Here is a 1761-nt window from a genome sequence, read left to right as displayed (position 1 = left end):
GAGACGACATACGCCGACGACCGATAGTTATCTCTAAGGCGGTACGTCTGGTCGCGTGCTCCCTTGAAATACCGAGGGAAATGCAGGAAAAACTGTGGAGAACTACCGCGCCACCCATAGATGGACTGCCAATCGTCCCCAACGCACATTACCGACGGAGCGTCGGAGTCACGGGATACCGCTCGAAGTCGCTCGTGCATAGCGACAACAAACTTCACAATAACGGGCGAGATATCCTGAAATTCATCTATGAGCAAATGCTTCATAGTCAGGAGAGAACCGCCGTTCACCTTGTCGAACCAGTCTCCTGAGGTAGACAGCTGTGAGAAGAGTCGATTGAACGAGACGACGCCTTCCGTCTTGAATGTCCGATAGAGCTCTTCAAAGAAAATGGAAACTGCGGACGCGAAATGGTGTTCAACTGAGTCAGGAGTCAACCCTTCGGCATTTTTAATTCTTCGTGGGTCCAATGCGAGATTCTCGGCAAATGTACCGAATTGATACAACGCCTCGTCGATTGCCGCCGTCTTGTAGTCGCCTGGCGGGACGGTCTGGAACTTCGGCGCATCGGTTGACGCTCTACCTGTGTCGAGCGCCAGCAACTTGGCCAGATTCTGGAGTTGCCAAGCGTGCCGTATATAAAGAATAGATTTGTCGCAAAAGCCGAGCAGAACCTGCACCTTGTTCCACTCCATGCTGCCGGCGGCCCATCCTTTGTGAGTAGGCTTGCTCCGCAGAAGAGTACCTTTAATGTCCTTGTGAACACCGAGTACTACGTATGCATTCAGACGCGGAACGTAACCATTCGCCTGAAACAAGGAGCCGTAGGCTGCAAGCTCGAACGGTTTGCCATTGTTGTCGACCTCGCTCACACCAGCTATAGGCCAGAGCTTTCGTTTTTTCCAATCGTTAGTCACAAGGTCGATATGCAATTTATCGAGCCGGATAAGCGATTCGACTTTTTCCTTCGCCTCCTGAACTTCAGCGTCGTCTGGGCTCCGAGGGGCCATCGGCTGGATGGATGCTTCGAGAATTTTTTTGATTGCTACACGAAATGGCTCGCTCGATGCAAAGGAGCGGCGGTAGACACCGTCCAGAAACTCGGCCTGCTCTATTGTTAGGTCCGAGGAGAACAGGTTCAATAGCTGATTTGCTTCTGATTCGTTTTCAGACAACTCCGCTAACACAGGGTCCCCGTCCAATTCGGCCTCGATGTCAGCGAGCGTCGGCGACGCCTTGCCGCTACGCGCCTTGACTGGTGCGCCGAGGAACTCAAATATGCGCGTGTTCGGGTCCATAGCACCTCGGGCCATCGCCAATGCTTTGGAATGGAAAGTTCTCACCAGGCGTTGAGCAAGCTTCTCTCCTATTGGCCTCGGCCAGTTACTCGACTCTTCAATGAGCTTTTTGATGAAGTCAGCGCGTGATTTTCGCGTAAACGTGAACACCGAAATCTGCGAGTACCGGATGTCAAGCTGATGCCTCATGAAAAGCAGACGCGACACCAAGGAAGTTGACTTGCCAGAACCAGCGCCGGCCAGTACAGATACCCCGCGTTCACGCGCAAATATCAGTTCTTCCTGAGCTTCACTCGGCCCCCTTATTTTTCCGGTAGCCGGGTCTCGGCGATGCAGAATCCGTCGCGCCTCGTCTTTTTTCGAGTCTTCAAAATTTAGCGGGCGCCCTTCATACAGACGCAAGCGTTTTGGCTGCACCGGGACCGGGGCTGACGGAGTGGCCGGTTGAGCGGCCGCAATCGGC

The 1761-nt window shown here is 53.5% G+C and carries 1 protein-coding gene; it reads right to left on the bottom strand.

All coding sequences use genetic code 11. The annotated features are described in order from the left end of the window. On the bottom strand, positions 1 to 1761 hold a 1761-nt coding region (locus ACWEOZ_RS44285; RefSeq protein ID WP_451916667.1), incomplete at both ends, for a UvrD-helicase domain-containing protein.

This window comes from Actinoplanes sp. NPDC004185 (assembly GCF_053603475.1).
The sequence above is the reverse complement of the archived record's forward strand: the minus strand, read 5'-3'. Positions and strand labels throughout refer to the sequence as shown.